This is a genomic window from Streptomyces sp. NPDC104226 (assembly GCF_055584085.1).
Window position 1 is genome coordinate 280,407 of the sequence record NZ_JBVJMS010000006.1, and the last position, 25,226, is coordinate 305,632.

Genomic DNA, 25,226 nt, shown 5'->3' on the forward strand with positions numbered 1-25,226 from the left:
TGTATGGCCTCTTCGGCCGGTCGCCGGTACTTTGCGCCGCGACCTTGAAGGAGGGGCCATGACCGAGCGACCCGCGTCCGCACCCGCACCCGTGCCCGTGGAGCGGCTGGGCTTCGAGATGCCGCCGGTGTTCGCCACCCCCGGAGAGGAACGCGCACACCGCAAGGAGCGGCTCGCCGCGGTGCTGCGGCTGCTGGGGAGGCTCGGGTACGAGGACGGGGTGGGCGGGCACGTCAGCGCCCGCGACCCGGAGTTCGAGGACTGCTACTGGGTGAACCCCTTCGGCCGGGCCTTCGGCGTGATCGGCCCCGACGACCTGCTGCTGGTCGACGGGGAGGGGCGGGTCCGCCACGGGGAGCGCAGGGTCAACCAGCTGGCCTTCGCCGTGCACGCGGCCGTCCACCGGGCCCGGCCCGCCGTGGTGGCCGTCGTCCGCACGCAGGCCCCGTACGGCAGGGCGCTCGCCGCGCTCGGCGAACTGCTCGCCCCCGTCACCCAGGAGGCCTGCGCCTTCTACGAGGACCACGCGCTGGCCGACGAGTTCCTGGGCGGCGGCGGGGGCGGGGACGCCGAGCGGATCGCGGATGCCCTCGGCCCCTACAAGGCGCTGGTGCTGCGCAACCTCGGGCTGCTGACCGTCGGCGACTCGGTGGAGGCCGCCGCGTGGTGGTTCATCGCGGCGGAGCGGGCCGCGCAGGTGCAGCTGATCGCGCGGGCGGCCGGGAAGGCGGTGCTCATCAGCCACCACAGCGCCCTCGCCACCCGGGAGCGGTTCGGGTCGGACCTGGCCGCCTGGGCCAACTGCCAGCCGCTCCTGGAGACCGGCGGGGCGGGTCCGTCAACATCATGAACGGTTAATCACCTGCTCTGACATCGTGCGCAATCCGGAACACTGCCGCAGTGGTGCACAATTCGCTGGCATTGCACCGTAGTTCAGAGAGGCGGCACGTTCGTGGCTGTCCAAGAGATGTCCAGAAGCACCCATACCGCGGCCTGTGCCTGCGAGGACTGCACACGGGAGGGGCACCGCCGCGCGGTCGCAGCGTTCCTGGCGAAGCGCGACGAGTTCGCCTCCGGGCAGGGGGTCCCGGCCGCCGTGGCCCACTCCCTCGGAGCCTCCCGCCAGTGGGTCTCCGACGAGCTGACCCTGTCGGCCCGGACGGTCGCCGACCGGGGCCGGGAGGCCGGCAGTTCCTGGCTCTACCTGTTCTCCCGGCGGGCCGTCCTCGCCGTGTGGATCGCCGCGGGGGTGCTGCTCCTGGTCCAGGTCGGCACCGCGCTCGGCACCGGCTGGTCCACGGCGCGCACCGCCGGGCTGCTGGCCGCGCTCGTGCTGGCCGCCCTGCTGACGGTGGCGGCCCGCGCGCAGACGCTCCGGGGCGGGCTGCTGGCCCCGCTGGTCGGTGAGGACAACCGGCTCTCCACCTCGAAGGCGGTACCGAGCGCCTGGCTGGTGCTCACCGCCTTCGCGACGCTGCTGCCCGCGCTGCGGCTCGCCGCCTCCTCGCCGGGCCCCGAGCGCCAGGCGCTGTACGAGGGCCTCGCGCTCGACCGGGCGCTGCCGCTGCTGGCGGTGCTCGGGCTGACCTCGGGGGTCGCGGTGCTGGTGCGCCGGGTGGTCTCCGTACGGATCGTGGGGCAGCGGCTGCAGAAGCTGCCGGCGGACCGGCCGTGCGGCGCGGACCTGCTGACGGACGACGCGGGCCGGGGCTCCTTCCCGGACGCCCAGTACGTACTGGTCTCCACGGTGGTGCTGGGCTTCGCCGGGGCCTCGCTGGCCCGCTTCCCGGACCGGCTGCCGGCCCTGCCGTGGGCGCTCGCGCTGCTGGTGGCGCTGTCGGCGGCCGTGTACCTGGCGGCGAAGTACGCCGAGGGCAGCCGCCCGCTGGTCCTGTCGGTGGTGCGCCGACGCGAGCCCGGGGATCTGGACGCGGCGATCCGCCCCGGGGACGACATCGAGATCCGCGGCGTCGGCTTCGTCCCACCGGGGGCGCAGACGCCGGAGATGCTGGCCCGGCTGGTGGTCCGGGTGGGCGCGGTCCATGTGCACGTACCGCTGGTCCCGGTCGCGGGCGGCTTCACCAACCCTTCCGACGCCGTACTGACCGTGCCGGTACCGGCGGAAGTGGAGCCGGGGAGGATCGAGATCCAGGTCGTCACCGCCGCGGGAGTGGAATCCAACCGGTGCACCATCGACGTGGCGGAGTGAAGCGGGGTACACATAGCGCGTGACCCGAACTGACGTCCCCTCCGGCGCCCCTGACGCTCCCACCGGACCGAGCGGCTCGCACGGCTTGCACGGCCTGCGCGAGCTCGCCGCCCGCCACGCGCTCCTGCCCCTGCGGATCTTCCTCGGCGTGACCTTCGTCTACGCGGGCCTGGACAAGCTGACCGACTCCGCCTTCCTCTCCGCCACCGGCAGCGGCTCCATCGGCGAGCTGATGCAAGGGGTGCGCGACACCTCGGCGATCCCGGCCATGGTGGACCTGGCCCTGAAGGCGCCCGTCGGCTTCGCCGTGGCCCTGGCCATCGGGGAACTCCTGGTGGGCCTCGGGGTCCTGGCCGGACTGCTGACCCGGATCGCGGCCGTCGGCGGAGCCCTGATCTCGCTCAGCCTGTGGCTCACCGTGTCCTGGGCGGTGACCCCCTACTACTACGGCAACGACCTGGTCTACCTGATGGCCTGGACCCCGCTGATCCTCGCCGGAGCGCCCCTGTGGTCACTGGACGCCCTGATCAGGCGCCGGCGGCGGGCTGCCGGCTGAGGAACCGGTCCGGTCCGGTCGGTCCGTCACCTTCCGTCGGACCCGCGGGCCTCCTCGATCCGCTCCCGCCGGTCGCGGCGCATGGCGTAGGTCACCAGCCCGGTGACGGCGGCGAACGCGAGACCGCCCGCCGTCATCATGAGGACGAAGAACCAGGGCGGATCGGCCTCGCCCGCCGCGCCGAGGAGATAGAGCACCCCGGCCGCCATCAGGACCAGACCCGCGATCAGCCGTCCCGGCTGGAACTCATGACGCCGCACGGGCCACCTCCACCTGTCCCACACCCGCGCTCAGGTGCAACTCGATCGTGCCGCCGGCCTGGGTGCCCGATTCGGGGGGCAGCGTCGCCCTCCGGGTCTCCTCGTGGTTCCGTATGCGCACGTCCTCGCCGGTGTCGCCCGGCATCTGGATGTCGCCCAGCCGGACCGTCGCCACCGTCTTCGCGGTGACCTCCCGCGGGAGGATCACCCGCAGCCGGCCCGCCTCGAGGGAAGCGCGCACCGGCACGGTGGTGCCCTTGGGCACGTCCACGTGGCTGAGGTCCAAGGTGGCGAGCCCGGTACCCGCCTCGTACACCGGCGCCACCTCGGCCACCGCGGTCGGATGCCAGTCCACGACCTGCCAGTCGGTACCGATGTCCTTGGGCAGGGCGACCGACGCGGCGAGCAGGGCGGCCGTGGTCACCGAGAGCAGGATGGTGCCGAAGCCGGTGCGGCCCCTGACCGAGCTCACCGCGAGCCCCAGGCCGAAGACGGCGAGGGCGGCGGCGAAGCCGACCTGCAGGGCGTGGCTCAGGTTGCTCCCCTCCCACACCGCGGCGGTGGCGATGCTCCCGGCCAGCGCGGCCAGGACGAACACCCGGCCGCCGATTCCGCCGCGGGACTCCCAGGGGAGGCTCTTCCCGGACGGCGCAGGCGCCGGCGGGCCGTCTCCGCGGACGGCATCGGCGGGGTCCTCGGGACCCCACAGGTACCCCGTCGAGCCGACCGGCCCCGTGGTGCCGTCCTTGACCAGCGGATCCCGCCACCACGACGGGCCGCCGGGCACCGGCGGCGCCTGGGTCTCCGGCGGCGCCGGACTGTGCGCGGTGCGGTGCCCGGTGCGGGTCGCCGCCGGGTACACGAACTCCGCGCCCGCGGGGGGCTGCTCCACGTCTCCCGGATGGAGCCGCCCGCCGGACCCGCTCCGCCGCCGCTGCGACCAGTACGCCGCTCCGCCCAGCGCCAGCACGGCGAGGACGGAGAAGACCGCCAGCCCACCGTTGTCCAGCATCGACAGGAACAGGGCGCAGCCCACCAGCGCGGCGAACACCGCAGCCAGCGTCGAGCCCTCGATCCGGCCGGTCAGCAGCTTCTTCGCCTCGCTGTCCTCCTCGCCCTCCTGGGGCAGGAGCAGCCACGCGAAGCCGTAGAAGATCAGACCGACGCCGCCGGTGACGGCGAGGACGCCGAGGACGATACGGAATATCACCGGGTCGAGATCGAAGTACCGGCCCAGACCGCCGCCCACGCCCGCGAGCACCTTGTCGCGCTTGCCGCGGCGCAGGGGAGGGCGCTCGGCGAGCGGCGAAGCGGAGCCGGGGCCCGCGTCGGCCGCGCTCCTGCCGGCTCCTGCGTCCGGCGGCGGGGAATCGTGTACTTCGGTCATGCGTACATGGTGACGGTCCGCCGTCGCCGCAGGCATCCGGATCTACCCTGGCGCAACCCTGATATCCCCCCGAGAGAACTGGGGGGCTGCCCTGATGCCGCGGCCGCCGCGCGCGTGTGACCATCGGTGACATGCCCGTAGCAGCCGCCCCCCGCACGCCGTACGCACCGGACTCCGACGAGACGCCGCAGCGCAAGCTCTACCGCAGCGCCGACGGCCGGATGCTCGGCGGAGTCGCGCGCGGCCTCGCCGGGCACCTGGGCCTGCCCGTCGTCTGGGTCCGGCTCGCCTTCCTCGGCCTGTTCATGTGGGGCGACGGCCTCGGCGTGCTGCTCTACGCCGCGTTCTGGGTCTTCGTACCGCTCGGCGTCGGCGGCCGCAGCGGCCACCGCTCCTACTTCGACACCCTCCCCGACGGCACCCGGCGGCTGCGCAAGCCCGAGCGGGGCCAGATCATCGCGCTGATCGCGCTGTGCGTCGGCGCGGGCATCTTCATCTCCCAGGTCCAAGTCGGCGGCAGCTCCGGACGGTACGTGTGGCCGACCCTGCTCGTCGGGGCCGGCGTGGTCCTCGTCTGGCGCCAGGCCGACAACGCCCGGCGCGCCCACTGGAACGCCGCCGCCGGCCGGCACGCCCGGCTGCTGCAGGCCGCCCGCGCGCTCGCCGGCGTCGCCCTGGTCGGCGTGGGCCTGACCGTCTTCATCGTGGTCCGCGGCTCCGCCGCCCAGCTCGGCAACGTACTGACCGCCACCCTCGCCGTCCTCGTCGGCGTCGCCCTCCTCGCGGGACCCTGGCTGATCCGCATGACCCAGGACCTCTCCGAGGAGCGCCTGATGCGCATCCGCGCCCAGGAGCGCGCCGAGGTGGCCGCCCACGTCCACGACTCGGTGCTGCACACCCTCACCCTGATCCAGCGCAACGCCGAGGACGTCGGGGAGGTGCGCCGCCTCGCCCGGGCCCAGGAGCGGGAGCTGCGCAACTGGCTGTACAAGCCCGAGGGCACCGGCAAGGACGAGGGCGAGGAGCCGACGACGCTGGCCGAGGCCGTGAAGAAGACCGCCGCCGAGGTGGAGGACCACCACGGGGTGCAGATCGAGGTGGTCGTCGTCGGCGACTGCCCCCTCGACGAGAAGCTGGCCGCGCAGATGCAGGCCGCGCGCGAAGCGATGGTCAATGCCGCCAAGTACGGTGGCGACGGCGGCCCCGTCCAGGTGTACGCCGAGGTGGAGGGCCAGACGGTGTTCGTGTCCGTACGGGACCGCGGACCCGGCTTCGACATGGACGCGGTACCGGACGACCGCATGGGCGTACGAGAATCGATCATCGGCCGGATGCAGCGGAACGGCGGGACCGCGCGACTGCGGTCCGTCCCGGACGGCGGCACGGAAGTCGAGCTGGAGATGGAGAGGGCGGCGAAGGCAGCATGACCGAGGACAGCGCGAGCACCGGCGGCGTGACCAGGAGGGTCCGGGTGGTGCTCGTCGACGACCACCGGATGTTCCGCACCGGGGTGCAGGCCGAGATCGGCGAGACCGAGCGGACCGGGGTCGAGGTCGTCGGCGAGGCCGCCGACGTGGACCAGGCCGTCACCGTCATCACCGCCACCCGCCCCGAGGTGGTGCTCCTCGACGTGCACCTGCCCGGCGGCGGCGGCGTCGAGGTGCTGCGCCGCTGCGCCCCCCTGATGGGCGCCGTCGAGGACCCGGTCCGGTTCCTCGCCCTGTCCGTGTCGGACGCGGCCGAGGACGTCATCGGGGTCATCCGGGGCGGCGCCCGCGGCTACGTCACCAAGACGATCACCGGCACCGACCTGGTGGACTCGGTCTTCCGCGTCCAGGACGGGGACGCGGTGTTCTCGCCGCGCCTCGCCGGCTTCGTGCTCGACGCCTTCGCCTCGACGGACGCCCCGCCGGTCGACGAGGACCTGGACCGCCTCACCCAGCGCGAGCGCGAGGTGCTGCGGCTGATCGCGCGCGGGTACGCGTACAAGGAGATCGCCAAGCAGCTGTTCATCTCGGTCAAGACGGTGGAATCCCACGTCTCGGCGGTGCTGCGCAAGCTCCAGCTCTCCAACCGCCACGAGCTGACCCGCTGGGCGACGGCCCGCCGGCTGATCTGAGGGATCTAGGCGGGCCGCGAGGCTCCGGCCCAGGGCATCGAGTCGATCGGCGCGACGCGGACCGTGGAGCCGGGGCGCGGGGCGTGGATCATCTGGCCGTTGCCGATGTACATGCCGACGTGCGTGACGCCGGAGTAGAAGAACACCAGGTCACCGGGGGCCAGCGCATCGCGCGAGACCCGCCGGCCCGCGTTGATCTGCGTGTAGGTGGTGCGCGGCAGCGACACCCCGGCCGCCCGCCAGGCCGCCTGGGTCAGACCGGAGCAGTCGTACGAGCCCGGGCCCGTCGCGCCCCACACGTACGGCTTGCCGATCGCCCCGTACGCGAACGCCACCGCGCGGGCCGCGCGCGAGCCGTCGGAGGGCGCCGGGGCCTGGGTGGCGGGGGCTGCCGGTGCGGGGCCGGCCGAGCGGGCCTCGTAGGCCGCCCGCTCCTCGGCCGTCAGCTTGGCCAGCAGCCGCTGCGCGGCGGTCAGCTTCTCCTCGATCGCGACCTTGTGGCCGGCGAGTTCGCCCTGCCGGGCCCGCAGGTCGGCGAGGCGTCCGGCGGCCTGGTCCTTGAGCTTCCCGACCTCGTCGAGCCCCCGCCGTACGGCCGAGACCTCCGCCGCGTTGCGGTTCCCGGCACGGGTGATGAGGGCGGCCCGGTCCAGGTACTCCTGCGGATCGGCGGACATCGCGAGCTGGACGGCGGCGCCCAGCGTGCCGCTGCGGTACTGTGTCGCGGCCAGCGAACCGAGCGCGCTGCGGGCCGTGTTGAGCTGGTCCGTCTTGCGGGCGGTCTCGTCCCGCAGCCCGTCGAGCGCGCGCTGCGCCTCGTCGGCCTTCTCCTTCGCCCCGTTGTACTGGTCCGTCGCCGCCTCGGCCTCCTCGTAGAGCCGGTCCATCTCCGCCTTGATCTGCGAGGGCGTCTGCTGCGGATCGGCGTGGGAGGTGCCTTCGAAGGCAGTGGCGGTGGCAGCGCCCGCGAGGGCGAGGGTGGCGGCGGTGGTGCGTACGGTGCTCCGTGCCGTGCCGCCGGTGAGCGGGCGCTGCCTGGGCTTTCGATGACTGGCCACGAGGGCCTCACGTCCTTCCTCCGTCGGTGCTTGGGGGAGGACGCTAGACCCGAAGGTAACGGGCAGATGACGAGATGGTCGAAAGTGGCCGGACGTGACCGGACCTGGCCGTCGACGGGGTGATCGAGGGCCGCCCGGTGTCAGTGCCAGAGAACGGCGATGAAGATATTGACCATCGTCAGTCCGCCGACCGCCCCGAACAAGGCCTTCTCCACCCGCTCCTCGTCGCGCTTGACGTACACGATCGCCAGGATCACGAAGAGGATCGCGAGCTTGATGCCGATCTTGATGTTGTTGACGGTGCCCCCGTCCATCTCGCGGAAACCGACGAGCAGGACGCCGGTGACGAGCATGGTCAACGCACCGTGCAGCATCGCGGGCACGAACCGGGCCGTGCCCGCGCCCATCGCCTTCATCTGGGTCAGGAACCCGCCGAGGAGCGAGGCGATCCCGATGATGTGCAGGCCGAGGAAGACGCTGATGAGTACGTTCATGGCGACGAGCCTAGGTGGTGGTCATCCGCGGACTTCCGTCAGGCGGGCGAAGACGACGACGTTGCCGTCGTACCCGTCCTTCTTCGAGAAGCCGCCGCCGCAGGTGATCACGCGGAGCTCCGGAGCGCCCTTGGGGCCGTAGATCCGCGCCGCCGGGAAGTCGTTCTCGCCGACGACCTCGATGCCGTACACGGTGAACACGGCGGTGCGGCCGAGCGCCGCCGCGTTCACCCCGGCCGGACGCTCCCGTAGATCGGCTGGTAGTAGACCGAGTCCTCGCGGACGTACGTCCCCGGGCGCGGGGCGTGGATCATGCGGCCGCCGCCGATGTAGATCCCGACGTGGCTGATGTCCGAGTAGAAGAAGACCAGGTCCCCCGGGCGCAGTGCGCTCGTCGCGATCCGCGGGGCCGCCTTCACCTGGTCCCAGGTGGTGCGCGGCAGCGTGACCCCCGCCGCCCGCCAGGCGGCCTGGGTCAGCCCGGAGCAGTCGTACGAGCGCGGGCCGGTCGCGCCCCAGACGTACGGTTTTCCCAGCTGGGCCCGGGCGAAGGCCACCGCCCTGGCGCCGGCCGCCGACACGGGGCCGTCCGCGGGCAGCGGTCCCTGAGCGGCCGGGGCCCGGGGGGCCAGGGCCCGCGCCCGCTCCGGCGCGGTGAGCTGCGCGAGCAGGGCGTTCGCCTCCGCGAGCCGGGCCTGCACGTCCTGTTTGCGCCCGCGCAGCTCCTCCTGCGCCCGCTCCAGTTCCGCGACCACCACGGCCGCGTCCCGGCGCTTGGCGGCCGTCTCCGCCCTGGCCCGGGTGTACTGGGTGAGCAGTGCGTCCTCGCGGCCGCCGAGCCGGTTCAGCAGGTGCGTCTGCGCGAAGAAGGCCTGCGGATCGTCGCTGAGCAGCAGGGTCGCGGTCCCGCCGAGGCCGCCGGCGCCGCGGTACCGGTCGGCGGCGTAGCTGCCGAGCAGCCGCCGGGCCTCGTTCAGCTTCTGTGTGGTGCCGGCCACCTGGTCCATGAGCGCGGACAGCAGGGCCCGCTGCTCCTCGGTCCGCGCGGCCGCGGCGTCGTAGGCCTGGGTGGCCGTGCCCGCCTGCCGGTGCAGCTCGTCCACGCGGGTCCGTACCTCCTCCACCGAGGGGCGGGGCGTCGGCGCCGCCGCGGCCTGGTGGGGGAGGAGCAGGCCTAAGGAGGACAGGGCCGCGGTCGTGACGACCGCGGTGGGGGCGTTCGGATGTCTTCGGGTGCGCGGCTTGCGGTGGTGGGGGGAGGGGTGGGACGAGGGGATTCCGTACGCGTACACGGGCCGGCACCTCCTTCCGGTTGGCGGAGCACGCTAGCGCCGGAGGCGCCCCGCCGGAAGGGGGCGGGACGCCTCCGTAGGGCATATGCCGCCGCGCGGTCCGGTGTTTTCCGGGCGGGGGACGGCGATTTTCCGGGGGCGGGACCGGCTGTCGGTCCCGCCCCCTAAACTCGGAAGGCGATGAGCAGCCTCTTTGACGACAGCTTCCTGGCCGACCTCTCCCCCTCCGAAGAGGTCCCCCCGCCGCCCGAGGACCACGCCGCCCCCGAGGCGGGCGCGGACGACCTCTTCGGGGGCCGGTTCGACGTGCCCATGAGCGGGGACGCGTACTACCGGGACGGCGCCCCCCGGCCCGTCATCGACCCGGCGGCCCTCCTGGAGGGGCTGAATGCGGAGCAGCGCGCCGCCGTGGTGCACGCGGGCTCCCCGCTGCTCATCGTGGCCGGCGCCGGATCGGGCAAGACGCGCGTGCTGACGCACCGCATCGGCCACCTGCTGGGAGCGCGCGGGGTCCACCCCGGCCAGATCCTGGCGATCACCTTCACCAACAAGGCCGCCGGCGAGATGAAGGAGCGCGTCGAGGGCCTGGTCGGCCCCCGTGCGAACGCGATGTGGGTCTCCACCTTCCACAGCGCGTGCGTGCGCATCCTGCGCCGCGAGTCCAAGCGGCTCGGTTTCACCTCCTCCTTCTCGATCTACGACGCGGCCGACTCGAAGCGCCTGATGGCGCTCGTCTGCCGCGACCTGGACCTGGACCCGAAGAAGTTCCCGCCGAAGGCCTTCAGCGCCAAGATCTCGAACCTGAAGAACGAGCTCATCGACGAGGACGCCTTCGCCGGTCAGGCCGCCGACGGTTTCGAGAAGACCCTCGCCCAGGCGTACGCGATGTACCAGGGGCGGCTGCGCGAGGCCAACGCCCTCGACTTCGACGACATCATCATGACCACGGTCCACCTGCTCCAGGCCTTCCCGGAGGTCGCGGAGCACTACCGGCGCCGTTTCCGGCACGTGCTGGTCGACGAGTACCAGGACACCAACCACGCCCAGTACACGCTCGTGCGCGAGCTGGTCGGCACCGGCTACCCGGACCTGTCGCCCGCCGAGCTGTGCGTGGTGGGTGACGCCGACCAGTCGATCTATGCCTTCCGCGGCGCGACCATCCGCAACATCCTCCAGTTCGAGGAGGACTACGCGGACGCGACCACGATCCTGCTGGAGCAGAACTACCGCTCCACCCAGACGATCCTGTCCGCCGCCAACGCGGTCATCGAGCGCAACGAGAACCGCCGCGCGAAGAACCTGTGGACCGAGGCCGGCAGCGGCGCCGTCATCACCGGCTACGTCGCGGACACCGAGCACGACGAGGCGCAGTTCATCGCCGACGAGATCGACCGGCTGACGGACGCGGGCGACGCGAAGGCCGGCGACGTCGCGATCTTCTACCGGACCAACGCGCAGTCCCGTGTGTTCGAGGAGATCTTCATCCGCGTCGGACTGCCCTACAAGGTCGTCGGCGGCGTCCGGTTCTACGAGCGCAAGGAGGTCCGCGACGTCCTCGCGTACCTGCGCGTCCTGTCGAATCCCGAGGACAACGTCCCGCTCCGCCGGATCCTGAACGTCCCCAAGCGCGGCATCGGCGAGCGCGCCGAGGCGATGATCGACGCGCTCGCGATGCGCGAGAAGATCACCTTCCCGCAGGCGCTGCGCCGGGTCGACGAGGCCTTCGGGATGGCCGCCCGGTCGACCAATGCCGTCAAGCGCTTCAACGTGCTGATGGAGGAGCTCCGCACCATCGTCGACTCGGGCGCCGGCCCGGCGGTGGTCCTGGAAGCGGTCCTGGAGCGTACGGGCTACCTCGCCGAACTCCAGGCCTCGACCGACCCGCAGGACGAGACGCGCATCGAGAACCTTCAGGAACTCGCCGCCGTGGCACTCGAATTCGAGCAGGCGAGGGAAGCGGCGGCGGCCGAGGCCGCCGAGAACGGCGCCCCGCCGGTCGGCCCCGGCACCCTCTCCGAGTTCCTGGAGCAGGTCGCGCTGGTCGCCGACTCCGACCAGATCCCGGACGAGGACACCGACGGCAACGGCGTCATCACCCTCATGACCCTGCACACCGCCAAGGGCCTCGAGTTCCCGGTGGTCTTCCTGACCGGCATGGAGGACGGGGTCTTCCCGCACATGCGCGCGCTGGGCCAGACCAAGGAACTGGAGGAGGAGCGCCGCCTCGCCTACGTCGGCATCACGCGGGCCCGCGAGCGGCTGTACCTGACGCGCTCCAGCATGCGCAGCGCCTGGGGCACCCCCTCCTACAACCCGCCGTCGCGGTTCCTGGAGGAGATCCCCGCCGAGTACCTGCAGTGGAAGCGGACGGGCGCGGCGCAGAAGCCGGCGGGCCCGATGCGCAGCTCCGGCTCGGGGTACGGGTCCTCGGGCTCGGGCGGCGGCAAGGCCTCCTTCGGGACCTCGCCGGAGTCCTTCCTGTCCTCGTCGCGTACGAAGTCGGGCCCGTCGGGGTTCGCGACGCGGCGGGCCGCCGACAAGCCGGTCATCGCGCTGGTGGTCGGGGACAGGGTCACGCACGACCAGTTCGGGCTGGGCACGGTCATGGAGGTCAAGGGGGCGGGCGCGGACGCGCAGGCCACCATCGACTTCGGGGACGAGAAGCCGAAGCGGCTCCTGCTGCGGTACGCGCCGGTGCAGAAGCTCTAGCGGGCGGGTCGGGGGACGCGGTCGCTGGTCGCGGGACGGCCCGCGGACTACGTGGAAGGGCCCGCCCCTCTGGGGGCGGGCCCTTCCACGTTCGTGCGTGCTTGCGTTCGTGCTTGCGTTCGTGCTGTGCGGGCGAGGGCCTAGTTCGGGTTCAGGCCCTTGGAGCGCAGCCATGCCTGCGGGTCGACCGGGGAGCCGCCGTTCGGCCTCACCTCGAAGTGGAGGTGCGGGCCGGTGGAGTTCCCGGTGTCGCCGGAGTACGCGATCACGTCGCCGGCCTTGACCTTGCCGGACCGGATCTTGGCGCTGCTGAGGTGGCAGTACCAGGTCTCGGTACCGTCGGGCGCGGTGAGTATCACCATGTTGCCGTAGGCGCTGTTGAACTGGCTGCGCACGGTGCCGTCGGTGGCGGCCATGACCGAACTCCCCAGGCCCACCGGGAAGTCGATGCCGGTGTGCACGGACATCCAGTTGACGCCCGCCTGGCCGAAGCCGGCGCTGAGGCCGTGCCGTGCGACGGGGAGCGCGAACTTGGGGCGGGCCGCTTCCTTGGCCGCCTCCTCCTCCGCCTTCTTCTTCTTTTCCTCGTCCTGGCGCAGGCGCAGGTCGATGCGCTCCTGGGTGCGGCTCGCGCGGTCCGCGAAGTCGCCGGCGTCGGCGCTGAGGGCGGTGAGCTGCGTGTCGAGCTTGCTGTTCGCGGCGACCGGCTTGATGGAGGCCGGGTCGGGTGCGGCCAGGGTGGTGGTCTCCCCGGACGGCTTGTCCGTACCGATGAGCCCGCCCACGGATGCGGCCGCGACACCTGCGACGCCCATCACGCAGGCCGAGGGAACGGCCACGGTCAGCAGCGCGGAACGCTTGGTCGGGGTACGACGGCGGTTGTTGGCACCGGCCTTGGCGGTGCTCGCCTTGGCGACGGGCTTCGAGCCGGGCTTGGAACCGGCGCGGCGGGACGGGCGCGGCTCGGTGGTGCCGGCCGGGGTGACCGGCATGGTCTGGGTGGGGAGATCGTGCACCCGGGCGTCCGCGTTCGCCTCGAAGTCCGCGTCCGCGTCGAAGTCCGCGTCGGCGCCATCGGCATGCGCAGCGGTGGGGAGGTACTCGAAGACGGCGGTCTCGGTGTACGCCGTCTCGCCCTCGGGAGAGGTCGTGGCGTAGGGCTCGTAGCCGTAGTCGTAGGCGTACTGCTGCTCGGGGGCCTGTTCCTGCGCGGACTCGGGGGCCTGCTGCGGCTGCGTCTGTGGCTGCTCGTAGCCCGTGTACCCGTAGGTCTGCTCGGAGGCTGTGTTCCAGGCGGTGGCGTCGTAGGCGCCGGTCTCGGTCCCGTAGCCGGGGACCGACCAGTGGCCGGTCTGCTCGGCGGAGGTCTCGTAACCGAAGGCGGTGGACTGGTAGTCCAGGGAGACGCCGCCCTGGGAGGGGACGGTCGACAGGTAGCCGTCGTAGCCGGCGTACCCGTCGGCGGACGGCTGCGCGTAGCCGTTCTGGGGGGCGGTCCACGCCGTGGTGTCGTACGAGCCGGTGTCGTAGGAACCGTAGGCAGTGCCGTAGTTGTAGCCCTGACCCTGCGTTTCATAGGACGCAAACGCTGAATCGCCAGCGAAAGTGGTGGTGGAAAGGCCGTCGTACCCAAAATCGGGGTACTGGCCCGACGGGGGGCGGTCGTTCACCAACTTCTCTTTCGCCTCGGCAGCGGGGGGCCTGGGTGGCCGGGGAACGTGGGGTTCCCCGGAGGAGAGCAGTGGCGTGACTGTACCCGGCGGTTACACGCAACGACAATCTTCGGAGGGTTTTGTGCTCGGTGGAACCGGGCATTCGGCCGCCTTTCGGTCGGCTGCAGACCCACCCTTGGCCTTGAGTTCGAAAACCGTTCGACTGGAGGCCGTGTTTCGATCCGCGATCGGGGTGGGTCCGGCCGGGCCCGCTCAGGCGACGGAAGCGGCCCCGGGGTGCGGGACGGCGATCGGCCTGGGGCCGTCGAGCGCGCGCCGGACCGCCCCGATGACGGTGGGGTGCGCGGGCAGGGCGAGATGCCCGATGCCGATGACCTGCACGTTCTCCGCGAGCAGGTCCGGGTGCTCGATACGGGCCGTCTCGGTCGGGTCCATCAGCTCGTCGAGTTCGCTCCAGAACGCCACGCACCGGGTCCGGCAGCCGGGCGCGGGCGCGCGCAGTTCGGCGAGCACCTCGGAATCCGGGCGCATCTGCCGGACCAGGGGGTGCGCGTCCATGAAGGGCGCCACGCGCGTGCCGGAATGCGGGGTGCCGAGCGTGACGAGCGTGCGGACGCGTGCGTCGCCGCCGAGGCGCTGGACGTAGTACCGCCCGACCAGCCCGCCGAGACTGTGCCCGACCAGGTCCACCCGGTCCTGCCCCGTGTGTGCGCACAGCTCCTCGACGCGGCGGGCCAGGTGCCGGGCGGTGACGCGCAGGTCGCGGGTGAAGGGGGAGTAGTTGTACGCCTCCACGTGCCGCCGGCCGCCGGCCCCGAGGGAGCGGCGCAGCAGGACGAAGACGGAGCGGTTGTCGGTGAACCCGTGGAGCAGCAGTACCGGCGGCCGCTCGTGGGTGGCGGCGGTGGGGGTGACGGCGGCGGGTCGCTCCGGCAGGACTCCGGTGGGATACAGCAGGATGTGCCCGCCGAGCACGATCGCTTCGAGTACGCCGGCTCGCAGCGCGGCGCCGGACATGGTCAGCCCCATCGACGGCCCCCCCCCGTAGGTCCTGGCGACTAGGGACCGGGGCGTCCGACCGCCCCGTGCCGTGCGGCTGTCGGCGCGGAGCGGTGGTACGCCATCCCACGTGTGATTTCCCCCTCGTGGTTGACCGCGAAACGGGGGTGTGCGCAATGCTGTACTTAACGTTCGTTCACTCGGGAGGCAGTGCGATGGGTGTGACCGGTCCGATCCGTGTGGTGGTGGCCAAGCCGGGCCTCGACGGCCACGACCGAGGCGCCAAGGTGATCGCGAGGGCCCTGCGGGACGCGGGCATGGAGGTCATCTACACCGGCCTCCACCAGACCCCCGAACAGATCGTCGACACGGCGATCCAGGAGGACGCCGACGCGATCGGCCTGTCGATCCTTTCGGGCGCGCACAACACGCTGTTCGCGCGCGTGCTGGAACTCCTTGCGGAGCGCGACGCGGAGGACATCAAGGTGTTCGGCGGCGGCATCATCCCGGAGGACGACATCGCTCCGCTGAAGGAGAAGGGCGTGGCCGAGATCTTCACTCCGGGCGCGACCACGACGGCCATCGTCGACTGGGTCCGGGCGCACGTGCGGCAGCCTGCGTAGCTGCGGGTGGGGGTCGGTGCCGGGGGCGGGGTGGGGTGTCGTCCGGGACTGCATGATTTAGGCGCCCTGACCCCGACATTCGACAGCCAGGCTCTACCTCGCGCCACAAATCACGCTCTACGTCCCGGACAACACCCCACCCCGCCCCCGTCCCCGCCCCGGCCGACCGCAGCCATTCCAGCTGGGGTGGGGCCTTTTCCCGGTCCCGGCTAACTCCAGCCCCGCCGGCGTTTGAGGCGCGGGGCCGGGCCGGCCCGGGGAACGGTGGAAGGGCGGGTAGGGGACTCGCCCCGCAGGGCCGGTCTGCGCGCGTTGGGAACCGGAAGGGGTCAGGGCGGCGGGGCCAGTTCCGCGTGCAGCGCGGCCCGCAGCCGCAGGGTGGCGACCAGTCGCTGGAAGGCCTCCGACCAGTAGGCCGCCGCACCCCCCTCCTCCACCGGCTCCGCCGCCAGCGCATCGAGCCGCCCCGCCTCCGCAGGATCAAGGCACCGCTCCGCCAGCCCCATCACCCCGCTGAAGCTCCACGGGTAGCCGCCCGTCTCCCGTGCGGAGTCCAGCGCCTCGATCACCGCTCTCCCCAGTGCCCCCGCCCACGGCACCACGCACACCCCGAGCAGCTGAAACGCTTCCGACAGCCCGTGCGCACGTATGAACTCCGCGACCCACGCCGCCCGTTCCTCGTCCCCGAGGGTCGACAGGAGCTTCGCCCGCTCCGCCAGCGAGGCCGTCGCCGGGCCCGCAGCGGGCGGTGCGGAGGCCGAGCCGAGCAGGGCCTGCGACCACGCGGGGTCGCCCTGCCGCACCGCGGCCCGGCACCAGGCCGCGTGCAGTTCTTCCGCCCAGCCCTCGGCCACCGGCAGCGCCACGATCTCCGCCGGGCCGAGCCCCCCGAACCGCTCGCGCCAGCACGACAGCGGCGCGGACTCCACCAACTGGCCCAGCCACCAGGCCCGCTCCCCGCGACCGGCCGGCGGCCGTTTCACCACGCCGTCGCGCAGCATCCCCGCATCGCATGCGGACGGCGGCGTCACCCCCTCCGGGCCGACGCAGGCCAGCGCCCGCTCCGCCATCCGCCCGGCCAGCGCCGAGGTCGGCAGCGCGGACAGCAGTTCGGCCGCGGTCGCCCGGACATTGCGGCTGCGGTCGCCCAGAGCCGCCTCCAGGAAGGGCTCGTCGTCCGCCGACAGCCCCACCCGCAGGGAGTCGAGGAACATCAGCCGGTCCTCGGCCCGCTCGGTGCTCCACGTGGTCTCCAGCAGCCGCTGACCGGCGGCCGCCTCGTGGGCCCGTACGAGGCCGAGCAGCGCGACCCGCTCCGCAAACAGCCCCTCCTGCCACAGCCGCTCCACTCCCGCCGAGTCCTCCGGGTCGGGCAGTTCGCCGGCGCCCCCGGATCCCCCGCGCAGCGCGAACCGCCAGTCCGGATTGAGCCGGGCCAGCCACAGCCCGCGCGCCCCCGCCAGGGCCAGCGCCTGCGGCCTGAGGTCGCTGCGGGCCCGGGCGACGTCCAGCAGCGCGGGCACGAGCGGAGCCGGAGCCCGGTACCCGTGCTGTCCGGCGGCGGCCAGCCACTGCGGCAGCAGCTCCGTCAGGTCCGGGGCGGCCCCCCGCCGCCCGCTGCCGCTGCCCGCACCCGCGCGGCCCGCCAGCAGCTGCGCGAGCCGCCGCCGGGCCGGCTCCGGAGGCTCGGGACGCGGGTCGCGCGGAGCGGGCTCGGGCCGGGGGCCCGCCTCGGCGGGTATCAGCCCGGCCCGGCGCCGTACCGTCTGCACGGCCGCGGCCCCGAGCAGCGCCCCGGGACTGCCCCGGCGCCGCTCGGTTCCCAGCAGTGCGGCGGCCACCAGCTCGTCCCAGGCCGCGTCCCCGTAGGCCTGGTCCATCGACCCGTCCGTCGTCGTGTTCGTCGTCGTGTTCACCGGATCCCCTCCCTCTTCCTTCGCGTGCCGTGCCGTGTGCAGGTGCCTGCTCCGGTCCCGCCCCCTCCGCGGGACCGGAGCAGCTCGATCTCCCTGTGGCACACACGGCCGTACCTACGGCCTCAACTGGCGTGGTTGTCGTCCACGAAAGCCCCCCGGCTCACTCGTCTCGAATACGTCGGCGCCCCCGCGCCGCCGCCTTCCCCTGTCCGCCCGCTCAGCCCAGCACCACCGGCTCCGAGGAGCCCGGCTGCCAGGCCGTCAGCGGGGTGAATCCGCGGTGTCCGCATTCGCCGAACACCGTCAACGGGCCGCCCCCCGAGAGCGCGGCCAGCTGCCACAACCCGGTCCCGGGCCGGCTCCCGGCCCCGGTCCCGCTCAGGGGCACGGGCAGGGCGGACGTCCCCTCCGCGTCCGCCAACTGCCATGCCGCCGAGGTCTGGTGAGTGCCCTGCTGTCCATCCCCGTGCGCTCCTTCCCGTGGTCCCTCCGGTCCCCCTTGTCTTCCTCGTTGCCCTTGTCGGCCTCCCGGTATCGGCACCACCGGGCCGAGCACCACCGGCCAGGACTCCAGCCAGGGGTCCTCGCGCAGTGCCGCGCCGTACGCCTCCAGTGCCGCGCCCGTGCTCATGCCGACCGGCATGGACCGGCACGGTTCGGCCGGGGCGAACCTCTCCCCGAGGTCCGCCCGCAGTCCTGCGGAGCCGGGTCGGAAGCGGGCTTCCGCCTCCAGCACCAAGCCGACGGGCAGTGCCAGCCCCGGCGGTCGCCCGGGCGGGCCGAAGTCCAGGACCAGGGCCGGCCGCCCGCTCGCCAGCCCGCGCAGCCATATCCGGCGGGTGGTGAGACGGCCGTCCGGAGACGCCGTGTCGTACTGGGCGAGCACGAGCCAGTGGTCCCGTACGGTCTCGGCCTCCGTCCGGGTCTGCAGTCCCAGACGGCTGCGGACCGTCGCGGCCAGCGGCTCCGGCAGTCCCGAAACCCCCAGCCAGGCCCGGTCCAGCAGGTGCAGCAGCGCCGCCTCCTCCAGCATCCGGGCGGGCCAGCCGGCGCCGCAACTGGGTATCGTCCCCAACTCCCGCACCCGGGCGGCCAGTCCGGGCGCCTGGGCGTCGACCATGCGGGCGGCGGTCTCCTCCCAGGCCGCATATCCCGCCCGCTCCTGACCTGCGAGGCCGCCGTGCACCAGGTCGGCGAGCCTGCGCTCCAACTCGGTGACGCCCGCGCCGATCCGGGCCGCCCGCCGCTCGGCCCGCTTGCGCGCTCCTTCCTCGTCCGCCGGTCCGGCCCGGCCGGAGCCGTCGGCCGCGGGGCGCGCGGCCTTCGCCGCCCGCTCCACGAGCCACTCGTCCGCCCAGTCCGGAGCCTCGGCCGGGGTGCCGAGTCCCTCCGCGGCCCAGAGCAGCAGCAGGCCCAGCGCGTGCTTGCACGGGAACTTCCGGCTCGGGCAGGAGCACTTGTACGCCGGCCCGGAGAGGTCGACGACCGTCCGGTACGGCTTGCTGCCGCTGCCCTTGCACAACCCCCACACCGCACCGGAAGCGGAACCTCCGGTCTGTGACCACGGCCCCGCCGCGCCGAGCTTGGCCCCCGCCTTGTGTGAGGCGTCGTCAGGAGCCAGAGCCAGTACCTGTTCCGCTGTCCAGCGGACCCCCTGCTCAGTCATGTGTTCCACCGTAGAGACCCCCACTGACAATCGCTCTGACCTGCAACAACGCATCTCCTGGCGGGCGTTGTCAGTGGTCGGGTGCATCGTGGTTGCAGCAGTCGGAAGCGGCTGCGGAGCATTGGAGGGGGACCATGGCCACGACCGGGAACGAGACCACCGCAGAGGCGCTGCGACCGCACGCCGAAGACGCCTTCGCGCACGAACTGAAAGCCCTCGCCGCCGTCGACGACCGGCCCCGCCCGGCCCGCTGGAAACTCTCCCCGTGGGCCGTGGCCACGTACCTGCAGGGCGGCACGCTCGAAGACGGCACCGTCATCACGCCCAAGTACGTCGGCCCGCGCCGGATCGTCGAAGTGGCCGTCACCACCCTCGCCACCGACCGCGCGCTGCTGCTCCTCGGAGTGCCCGGCACCGCCAAGACCTGGGTGTCCGAACACCTCGCCGCCGCCGTCAGCGGAGACTCCACCCTCCTCGTCCAGGGCACCGCGGGCACCCCGGAGGAGGCCATCCGCTACGGCTGGAACTACGCCCGCCTCCTCGCCCACGGCCCGAGCCGCGAAGCGCTCGTACCGAGCCCGGTCATGCGGGCCATGGCCGAGGGCATGACCGCCCGCGTCGAGGAGCTCACCCGCATCCCCGCCGACGTGCAGGACACCCTCATCACCGTCCTGTCCGAGAAGACGCTCCCGATACCGGAACTGGGCCAGGAGGTGCAGGCCGTGCGCGGCTTCAACCTCATCGCCACCGCCAACGACCGCGACCGCGGGGTCAACGAGCTCTCCAGCGCACTGCGCCGGCGCTTCAACACCGTCGTCCTGCCGCTGCCCGCCACCGCCGACGCCGAGGTCGACATCGTCGCCCGCCGCGTCGACCAGATGGGCCGCGCCCTGGACCTCCCCGCCGCCCCGGAGGGCCTGGAGGAGATCCGCCGCGTGGTCACCGTCTTCCGCGAGCTGCGCGGCGGGGTCACCGACGACGGGCGCACGAAGGTCAAGTCGCCCAGCGGCACCCTGTCCACCGCGGAGGCCATCTCGGTGGTCACGGGCGGCCTCGCCCTCGCCGCGCACTTCGGGGACGGCGTCCTGCGCCCCTCCGACGTGGCGGCGGGGATCCTCGGGGCCGTCGTCCGTGACCCGGCGGCAGATCAGGTCGTCTGGCAGGAGTACCTGGAGGCCGTGGTCCGCGAGCGCGACGGCTGGAAGGACTTCTACCGGGCCTGCCGGGAGGTGACGGCATGAGCCCGGGGACCACCGGCAAGGGCGTCACCGGCCCGCTGCTGCTGGGCGTACGGCACCACGGGCCCGGCTCGGCCCGTGCGGTGCGGGCCGCCCTGGACGCGGCCCGGCCCGCGGCGGTGCTGATCGAAGGACCGCCCGAGGGGGACGCCCTGCTCCCGCTGGCCGCGGACCCGGGGATGCGGCCGCCCGTCGCCCTGCTCGCCCACGCGGCCGACGACCCCGGCCGGGCCGCGTTCTGGCCGCTGGCCGACTTCTCCCCGGAATGGACCGCCATCCGGTGGGCGCAGGAGCGGGACCTGCCCGTCCGGTTCATCGACCTCCCGGCGGCGCACTCGCTGGCCCTGCCTGAGAGCGGGGAGGCGAGTGGGGAGGAGAGCGGGGAAGGGGGCGGAGCGGCGCCCGGGTCCGTACGGCTGGACCCGCTGGCCGTCCTGGCCGAGACCGCCGGGTACGAGGACCCCGAGCGGTGGTGGGAGGACGTGGTCGAGCACCGGGGCGGGTCCGGACCGGCGGCCGACCCGCAGGCCGTGTTCGAGGCGCTCGGCGAGGCCATGGGCGCCCTCCGCGAGGCCTACGGAGCGGGCGGCCACCACCGGGACCTGGTGCGCGAGGCCCACATGCGGCAGCGGATGCGGGCCGCGCGCCGGGAGTTCGGCGACGGCTACGCGGTCGTCTGCGGCGCCTGGCACGTCCCGGCCCTGCGGGCCAGGACCACCGCGGCCGCCGACAGGGCGCTCCTCACCGGGCTGCCCAAGGTCAAGGTGGAGACCACCTGGGTGCCCTGGACCCACCGGCGCCTCGCCCGGGCCGGAGGGTACGGCGCGGGCATCGCCTCGCCCGGCTGGTACGCACACCTCTTCGCGGCCCGGGACCGGCCCGTCGAGCGCTGGCTGACCAAGGTCGCGGGCCTGCTCCGCGAGGAGGACCGGCAGGTCTCCCCGGCCCACGTCATCGAAGCCGTCCGGCTCGCCGACACCCTGGCCGCGCTGCGGGGCCGGCCGGAGCCGGGGCTGACGGAAACCCTGGAAGCGGTCCGGGCGGTGATGTGCGACGGCTCCGACATACCGCTCGCGCTGATCGAGGACCGGCTCGTCGTCGGGGACGTGCTCGGCGAAGTCCCCGACGCGGCGCCCGTCGTACCGCTCCAGCGCGACCTGACCCGGCAGCAGCGCTCGCTGCGCCTCAAGGCCGAGGCGCAGGACCGGGAGCTGGAGCTCGACCTGCGCAAGGACACCGACGCGGCCAAGTCCCTGCTGCTGCACCGGCTGCGGCTGCTCGGCATCGACTGGGGCGTCCCGACGGCCTCCCGGGGGAGCACGGGCACCTTCCGCGAGACCTGGCGCCTGCGCTGGGAGCCGGAGCTCTCGGTGCGGGTGGCCGAAGCCGGCATCTGGGGGACCACCGTCCTCGGGGCGGCCACCGCCAGGGCCGAGGCCGACGCGGCGGGCGCGGCCGAGCTGGGCGAGGTAACCGCCCTGGCGGAGCGGTGCCTGCTGGCCGGGCTCTCCGGGGCGCTGCCCGCCGTCCTGCGGGCCCTCGCCGACCGGGCGGCACTGGACACCGATGTGGCGGGCCTGGCCAAGGCACTGCCCGCGCTGGCCCGTTCGCTGCGCTACGGGGACGTACGCGGCACCGACGCGGCGGCGCTGGCGACGGTGGCGGCCGGGCTCGCGGAGCGGATATGCGTGGCGCTGCCGCCCGCCTGCGCGGCGGGGCTGGACGCCGAGGCGGCGGAGCAGCTGCGGGGGCACGTGGACGGCGTGCACGGCGCGATCGGACTGCTCGACGCGGAGGGGCTGCGGGAGCGCTGGGCCGCGGTGCTGCGGACCCTGGCCGGCCGGGACACCGTCCCCGGGCTGATCCGCGGGCGGGCGGCGCGGCTGCTGCTCGACGACGGGCGGCTGCCGCCCGAGGAGACCGCGCGGCTGATGGGGCTCTCGCTGTCCCCGGCGTGCGCGCCGGCCGACGCGGCGGGCTGGATCGAGGGGTTCGCGGGCGGGGCCTCGGGCGGGGGCACGCTGCTGGTCCACGACGAGCGGCTGCTGGGGCTGATCGACGCGTGGCTGGTGTCGGTGCCGGAGCGGGCGTTCGTCGATGTGCTGCCGCTCCTGCGGAGGACCTTCGGGGGGTACGAGGCGGGGGTGCGGCGGAGTCTGGGGGAGCTGGTGCGGAGGGGGCCCGGGGCTGGGCCGGCCGGGGTGGGAGCCGGGGAGGCTCCGGCCGGGTTCGGTCCGGAGCTGGATCCCGTCCGGGCGGATGCGGTGGTGGACGTGGTCCGGCTGTTGCTTGCCGGGGCGCCGGTGTGAGGGGCACCGGCGTGAGGGGCCCCGGCGGGGCCTGGCGGTGTGGGTTCGGGAAGGGGAGGGGTGCCGGATGGGTGGGGTCGGAGTGAGTGAGGGCGACGTCGAGCGGCTGCGGCGGTGGCGGATGGTGTTGGGCGGGGGAGAGGGGGAGGGGACCGGGGTGGCGTTGAGCGGGGCCGACGCCGGGATGGATGCGGCACTCGGGGCGCTGTACGGGGCCGACGGCGGCGGAGGGAGGAAGCGGGCGGGGGAGCGGTCGGCCGGGCTCGGGGGGTCGGCGCCGCAGGTGGCGCGCTGGCTCGGGGACATCCGGACGTACTTCCCCACCTCGGTGGTGCAGGTCATGCAGCGGGACGCGATCCAGCGGCTCGGCCTGTCCGCCCTGCTGCTGGAGCCCGAGATGCTGGAGGCGGTGGAGCCGGACGTGCACCTCGTCGGCACCCTGCTCTCCCTCAACAAGGCCATGCCCGAGACCACCCGCGAGACGGCCCGCGCCGTCGTGCGCAAGGTGGTCGAGCAGGTGGAGAAGCGGCTCGCGAGCCGGACGCGGGCCACGCTGACGGGCGCGCTCGACCGGTCCGCCCGGATCAGCCGGCCGCGGCACGCGGACATCGACTGGGACCGGACGGTCCGGGCGAACCTGAAGAACTACCTGCCCGAGTACCGGACCGTCGTTCCCGAGCGGCTGGTCGGGTACGGCCGCGCCTCGCGGGCGGTGAAGAAGGAGGTCGTGCTGTGCATCGACCAGTCGGGTTCGATGGCGGCCTCCGTCGTCTACGCCTCCGTCTTCGGGGCGGTGCTGGCCTCGATGCGTTCGATCGCGACCCGGCTCGTCGTATTTGACACATCCGTCGTGGACTTGACGGATCAGCTCGACGATCCCGTCGACGTGCTCTTCGGCACGCAGCTCGGCGGCGGCACCGACATCAACCGCGCGCTCGCCTACTGCCAGTCGAAGATCACCCGCCCCGCCGACACCGTCGTCGTCCTCATCAGTGATCTCTATGAGGGCGGCATACGCGACGAGATGCTGAAGCGGGTCGCGGCCATGAAGGCGGCCGGCGTGGAGTTCGTGGCGCTGCTCGCCCTGTCCGACGAGGGCGCTCCCGCCTACGACAGGGACCACGCCGCCGCTCTCGCCGCACTCGGCGCCCCGGCCTTCGCCTGCACGCCGGACCTGTTTCCGGAGGTGATGGCCGCGGCGCTGGAGAAGCGGCCCCTGCCCGTCCCGTGACCCGGCGGCGACCGCCGGGCGCAGCCCCGTAGGCGGGTCCTCGCGGCCGCGGTACATCGGCGGATCGCACGAAGATGCAGTTCAACCGTGAGGCGATCTGTGACAGGTATCACCGCTCAGGTGTGATCTGCGATTTAGGGACCTACGTCCCACGGGGATAACCTGCGGGACGGACATGCCGCGTCCACGGTCACCGTGTGCGCCTTCCTTGTGACAGCGCCGTCACGTTGCCCTCCGCGGCACGCCCACGCAGATAGCAGACAACCGCGAATCACTGCGAATCTTTGAAGACAAGGGACGGACGCGCGTGGACCTGTTCGAGTACCAGGCGAGGGACCTCTTCGCCAAGCACGGTGTACCGGTGCTGGCCGGTGAAGTGATCGACACGCCTGAGGCGGCTCGCGAGGCCACCGAGCGGCTGGGCGGCAAGTCGGTCGTCAAGGCGCAGGTGAAGGTCGGAGGCCGCGGCAAGGCCGGTGGCGTCAAGCTGGCCGCCAACGCGGACGAGGCCGTCGCCCGTGCGACGGACATCCTCGGCATGGACATCAAGGGCCACACGGTCCACAAGGTGATGATCGCCGAGCTGTCCCCGGAGATCGAGGCCGAGTACTACGTCTCGTACCTCCTCGACCGCACCAACCGCACCTTCCTGGCCATGGCCTCGGTGCAGGGCGGCATGGACATCGAGGAGGTCGCGGAGAAGACCCCCGAGGCCCTCGCGAAGGTTCCGGTCAACGCGGTCGACGGTGTCGACATCGTCAAGGCCCGCGAGATCGTGGCCCTGGCGAAGTTCCCGGCCGACGTGGCCGAGGGCGTCGCCGAGGCGATGGTGACCCTGTGGAAGACCTTCGTCGCCGAGGACGCGCTCCTCGTCGAGGTCAACCCGCTGGTCAAGACCAAGGACGGCCGCATCCTGGCCCTCGACGGCAAGGTCTCGCTCGACGAGAACGCCGAGTTCCGCCAGCCGGGCCACGAGGAGTTCGTGGACCACGCCGCCGCGAACCCGCTCGAGGCCGCCGCCAAGGCGAAGAACCTCAACTACGTCAAGCTCGACGGTGAGGTCGGCATCATCGGCAACGGCGCGGGTCTCGTCATGAGCACCCTCGACGTCGTCGCGTACGCCGGTGAGAACCACGGCGGCGTGAAGCCGGCCAACTTCCTGGACATCGGCGGTGGCGCCTCCGCCGCCGTCATGGCCAACGGTCTCGAGATCATCCTCGGCGACCCGGACGTCAAGTCCGTCTTCGTCAACGTCTTCGGTGGCATCACCGCGTGTGACGAGGTCGCCAACGGCATCGTCCAGGCGCTGCAGCTGCTCGAGGACAAGGGCGAGGCGGTCACCAAGCCGCTGGTCGTCCGCCTCGACGGCAACAACGCCGAGCTGGGTCGCAAGATCCTCTCGGACGCCAACCACCCGCTGGTTCAGCGCGTGGACACCATGGACGGCGCGGCCGACAAGGCCGCCGAGCTCGCGGCTGCGAAGTAAG

At 73.2% G+C, this 25,226-nt stretch carries 20 protein-coding genes and 1 pseudogene; 11 read left to right on the plus strand and 10 right to left on the minus strand.

Annotation, left to right across the window (positions count from 1 at the left end):
- The first annotated feature begins 58 nt into the window (after window positions 1-58).
- From ACZ60J_RS20585 to ACZ60J_RS20595, 3 genes are all read left to right on the plus strand, one after another.
- Window positions 59-850, plus strand: coding sequence for a class II aldolase/adducin family protein (locus tag ACZ60J_RS20585; RefSeq protein ID WP_469683666.1), 792 nt, complete (start codon window positions 59-61; stop codon window positions 848-850).
- Window positions 851-952: 102 nt separating this feature from the next.
- A complete protein-coding gene (locus ACZ60J_RS20590) occupies window positions 953-2,209 on the plus strand; it encodes a hypothetical protein (protein WP_469683667.1) in 1,257 nt (418 codons plus the stop codon).
- An 85-nt stretch (window positions 2,210-2,294) separates the two neighbouring features.
- A complete protein-coding gene (locus tag ACZ60J_RS20595) occupies window positions 2,295-2,765 on the plus strand; it encodes a DoxX family protein (protein WP_469684097.1) in 471 nt (156 codons plus the stop codon).
- 26 nt (window positions 2,766-2,791) lie between these two features.
- Here ACZ60J_RS20595 and ACZ60J_RS20600 read toward each other — a convergent pair whose 3' ends face one another.
- Both ACZ60J_RS20600 and ACZ60J_RS20605 read right to left on the minus strand, forming a co-directional pair.
- Window positions 2,792-3,025, minus strand: a complete 234-nt coding sequence (locus tag ACZ60J_RS20600) for a hypothetical protein (RefSeq protein WP_469683669.1) — start codon at window positions 3,023-3,025, stop codon at window positions 2,792-2,794.
- Complete coding sequence (locus tag ACZ60J_RS20605) at window positions 3,012-4,412, minus strand: PspC domain-containing protein (protein ID WP_469683670.1); 1,401 nt, start codon at window positions 4,410-4,412, stop codon at window positions 3,012-3,014. Before ACZ60J_RS20605 ends, ACZ60J_RS20600 begins: the two co-directional genes overlap by 14 nt.
- 131 nt (window positions 4,413-4,543) lie before the next feature.
- Here ACZ60J_RS20605 and ACZ60J_RS20610 point away from each other — a divergent pair, with 131 nt between their 5' ends.
- A complete protein-coding gene (locus ACZ60J_RS20610; protein ID WP_469683672.1) occupies window positions 4,544-5,839 on the plus strand; it encodes an ATP-binding protein in 1,296 nt (431 codons plus the stop codon).
- Window positions 5,836-6,531: a LuxR C-terminal-related transcriptional regulator gene (locus ACZ60J_RS20615; RefSeq protein WP_243333471.1), complete on the plus strand. Its 696-nt coding sequence runs from the start codon at window positions 5,836-5,838 to the stop codon at window positions 6,529-6,531. The genes ACZ60J_RS20610 and ACZ60J_RS20615 overlap by 4 nt, the downstream gene beginning before the upstream one ends.
- Before the next feature lie 5 nt (window positions 6,532-6,536).
- On the opposite strand, the gene ACZ60J_RS20620 is transcribed toward ACZ60J_RS20615, so the two are convergent.
- The 4 genes and pseudogenes from ACZ60J_RS20620 to ACZ60J_RS20635 all read right to left on the minus strand — a co-directional run bounded on the left by ACZ60J_RS20620 (window position 6,537) and on the right by ACZ60J_RS20635 (window position 9,375).
- Window positions 6,537-7,589, minus strand: a complete 1,053-nt coding sequence (locus tag ACZ60J_RS20620; RefSeq protein WP_469683674.1) for a C40 family peptidase — start codon at window positions 7,587-7,589, stop codon at window positions 6,537-6,539.
- A gap of 140 nt (window positions 7,590-7,729) precedes the next feature.
- On the minus strand, window positions 7,730-8,083 hold the full coding sequence (locus ACZ60J_RS20625) for a hypothetical protein (RefSeq protein ID WP_469683676.1): 354 nt from the start codon (window positions 8,081-8,083) through the stop codon (window positions 7,730-7,732).
- Window positions 8,084-8,104: 21 nt separating this feature from the next.
- Window positions 8,105-8,296 (minus strand): annotated as a pseudogene (locus ACZ60J_RS20630) (sortase domain-containing protein); the annotation flags it as partial.
- A 14-nt stretch (window positions 8,297-8,310) separates the two neighbouring features.
- The gene (locus ACZ60J_RS20635; RefSeq protein ID WP_469683678.1) at window positions 8,311-9,375 is read right to left on the minus strand and encodes a C40 family peptidase; all 1,065 of its coding nucleotides are present in this window, start codon (window positions 9,373-9,375) and stop codon (window positions 8,311-8,313) included.
- Window positions 9,376-9,555: 180 nt separating this feature from the next.
- Between ACZ60J_RS20635 and pcrA the strand changes: the two genes are divergently transcribed.
- On the plus strand, window positions 9,556-12,084 hold the full coding sequence (gene pcrA / locus ACZ60J_RS20640) for a DNA helicase PcrA (protein ID WP_469683680.1): 2,529 nt from the start codon (window positions 9,556-9,558) through the stop codon (window positions 12,082-12,084).
- Between the two features lie 140 nt (window positions 12,085-12,224).
- Here the strand turns inward: pcrA and ACZ60J_RS20645 are convergent, their stop codons facing one another.
- Together ACZ60J_RS20645 and ACZ60J_RS20650 are read right to left on the minus strand one after the other, a co-directional pair.
- Entirely contained in the window at window positions 12,225-13,754 is a 1,530-nt protein-coding gene (locus ACZ60J_RS20645) for a M23 family metallopeptidase (RefSeq protein WP_469683682.1), read from the minus strand.
- 255 nt (window positions 13,755-14,009) lie between these two features.
- Window positions 14,010-14,786 (minus strand): esterase/lipase family protein, encoded by a 777-nt coding sequence (locus ACZ60J_RS20650; protein WP_469683684.1) that lies wholly within the window; start codon window positions 14,784-14,786, stop codon window positions 14,010-14,012.
- Window positions 14,787-14,971: 185 nt separating this feature from the next.
- On the opposite strand from ACZ60J_RS20650, the gene ACZ60J_RS20655 reads away from it, so the two are divergent.
- Window positions 14,972-15,379, plus strand: a complete 408-nt coding sequence (locus ACZ60J_RS20655) for a cobalamin B12-binding domain-containing protein (protein ID WP_469683686.1) — start codon at window positions 14,972-14,974, stop codon at window positions 15,377-15,379.
- 329 nt (window positions 15,380-15,708) lie between these two features.
- Here ACZ60J_RS20655 and ACZ60J_RS20660 read toward each other — a convergent pair whose 3' ends face one another.
- Together ACZ60J_RS20660 and ACZ60J_RS20665 are read right to left on the minus strand one after the other, a co-directional pair.
- Window positions 15,709-17,259, minus strand: a complete 1,551-nt coding sequence (locus ACZ60J_RS20660; RefSeq protein WP_469684099.1) for a DUF5691 domain-containing protein — start codon at window positions 17,257-17,259, stop codon at window positions 15,709-15,711.
- Between the two features lie 253 nt (window positions 17,260-17,512).
- Window positions 17,513-18,961, minus strand: coding sequence for an SWIM zinc finger family protein (locus ACZ60J_RS20665; protein WP_469683688.1), 1,449 nt, complete (start codon window positions 18,959-18,961; stop codon window positions 17,513-17,515).
- Window positions 18,962-19,095: 134 nt separating this feature from the next.
- Between ACZ60J_RS20665 and ACZ60J_RS20670 the strand changes: the two genes are divergently transcribed.
- The 4 genes from ACZ60J_RS20670 to sucC all read left to right on the plus strand — a co-directional run bounded on the left by ACZ60J_RS20670 (window position 19,096) and on the right by sucC (window position 25,225).
- Window positions 19,096-20,202, plus strand: coding sequence for an ATP-binding protein (locus ACZ60J_RS20670; protein ID WP_250744079.1), 1,107 nt, complete (start codon window positions 19,096-19,098; stop codon window positions 20,200-20,202).
- Entirely contained in the window at window positions 20,199-22,508 is a 2,310-nt protein-coding gene (locus ACZ60J_RS20675) for a DUF5682 family protein (RefSeq protein ID WP_469683690.1), read from the plus strand. The genes ACZ60J_RS20670 and ACZ60J_RS20675 overlap by 4 nt, the downstream gene beginning before the upstream one ends.
- 67 nt (window positions 22,509-22,575) lie before the next feature.
- The gene (locus ACZ60J_RS20680) at window positions 22,576-23,739 is read left to right on the plus strand and encodes a VWA domain-containing protein (RefSeq protein ID WP_469683692.1); all 1,164 of its coding nucleotides are present in this window, start codon (window positions 22,576-22,578) and stop codon (window positions 23,737-23,739) included.
- 307 nt (window positions 23,740-24,046) lie between these two features.
- A complete protein-coding gene (gene sucC / locus ACZ60J_RS20685; protein WP_469683694.1) occupies window positions 24,047-25,225 on the plus strand; it encodes an ADP-forming succinate--CoA ligase subunit beta in 1,179 nt (392 codons plus the stop codon).
- Window position 25,226: the final 1 nt, after the last annotated feature.

What these genes read in the sequence shown, in the direction of transcription:
- ACZ60J_RS20585 (WP_469683666.1), top strand. Translation starts at nt 59, where the DNA reads ATGACCGAGCGACCCGCGTCCGCACCCGCACCCGTGCCCGTGGAGCGG.
- ACZ60J_RS20605 (WP_469683670.1), bottom strand. Translation starts at nt 4,412, where the DNA reads ATGACCGAAGTACACGATTCCCCGCCGCCGGACGCAGGAGCCGGCAGG.
- ACZ60J_RS20610 (WP_469683672.1), top strand. Translation starts at nt 4,544, where the DNA reads ATGCCCGTAGCAGCCGCCCCCCGCACGCCGTACGCACCGGACTCCGAC.
- ACZ60J_RS20615 (WP_243333471.1), top strand. Translation starts at nt 5,836, where the DNA reads ATGACCGAGGACAGCGCGAGCACCGGCGGCGTGACCAGGAGGGTCCGG.
- ACZ60J_RS20625 (WP_469683676.1), bottom strand. Translation starts at nt 8,083, where the DNA reads ATGAACGTACTCATCAGCGTCTTCCTCGGCCTGCACATCATCGGGATC.
- pcrA (WP_469683680.1), top strand. Translation starts at nt 9,556, where the DNA reads ATGAGCAGCCTCTTTGACGACAGCTTCCTGGCCGACCTCTCCCCCTCC.
- ACZ60J_RS20650 (WP_469683684.1), bottom strand. Translation starts at nt 14,786, where the DNA reads ATGGGGCTGACCATGTCCGGCGCCGCGCTGCGAGCCGGCGTACTCGAA.
- ACZ60J_RS20655 (WP_469683686.1), top strand. Translation starts at nt 14,972, where the DNA reads ATGGGTGTGACCGGTCCGATCCGTGTGGTGGTGGCCAAGCCGGGCCTC.
- ACZ60J_RS20660 (WP_469684099.1), bottom strand. Translation starts at nt 17,259, where the DNA reads ATGGACCAGGCCTACGGGGACGCGGCCTGGGACGAGCTGGTGGCCGCC.
- ACZ60J_RS20665 (WP_469683688.1), bottom strand. Translation starts at nt 18,961, where the DNA reads ATGACTGAGCAGGGGGTCCGCTGGACAGCGGAACAGGTACTGGCTCTG.
- ACZ60J_RS20670 (WP_250744079.1), top strand. Translation starts at nt 19,096, where the DNA reads ATGGCCACGACCGGGAACGAGACCACCGCAGAGGCGCTGCGACCGCAC.
- ACZ60J_RS20675 (WP_469683690.1), top strand. Translation starts at nt 20,199, where the DNA reads ATGAGCCCGGGGACCACCGGCAAGGGCGTCACCGGCCCGCTGCTGCTG.
- ACZ60J_RS20680 (WP_469683692.1), top strand. Translation starts at nt 22,576, where the DNA reads ATGGGTGGGGTCGGAGTGAGTGAGGGCGACGTCGAGCGGCTGCGGCGG.